The 364-nt window shown below is 67.6% G+C and carries 1 protein-coding gene; it reads right to left on the bottom strand.

Annotated features, from left to right (window positions below; all coding sequences use genetic code 11):
- A partial coding sequence (locus tag D5687_RS11145) for a maltotransferase domain-containing protein (RefSeq protein ID WP_125199832.1) occupies positions 1 to 364 on the bottom strand: 364 nt, incomplete at both ends.

Raw genomic sequence — 364 nt, 5'->3', positions numbered from 1 at the left:
GTCTCTCCCTGGCCGGCATCTAGCTTGGCTATCAGCCCATGGCGCCAGGTGTGGATCGGGTCACCCCAACCATCCACCCGGAAGGTCCACAATCCGACCCGGTCGGGGGTGAACTGGCCGTGGAAAACGAAGGGCTCCTGGCCGCTCGTCATCGGGATCAGCAGCGGCTTGACGCGTTGTTGGGGCTCGCTCGGCGTCGGAAGCACCCTGGCCCGGGGTCTGTCGGTGAGGTGTGGGTAACGCACTCCGAGGTAGCGCACGACCAGCGTCGCTGCGACGGCCTCGTGGCCTTCACGCCAGACCGCCGCGCTGACCGGGACCACCTCGCCGACCACCGCCTTGGCGGGATATACGCCGCACGAAA

Origin of the sequence: Guyparkeria sp. SCN-R1, from assembly GCF_003932495.1 — a bacterium.
GTDB lineage: Bacteria > Pseudomonadota > Gammaproteobacteria > Halothiobacillales > Halothiobacillaceae > Guyparkeria.
This window is presented reverse-complemented; position numbering and strand designations above follow the sequence as displayed.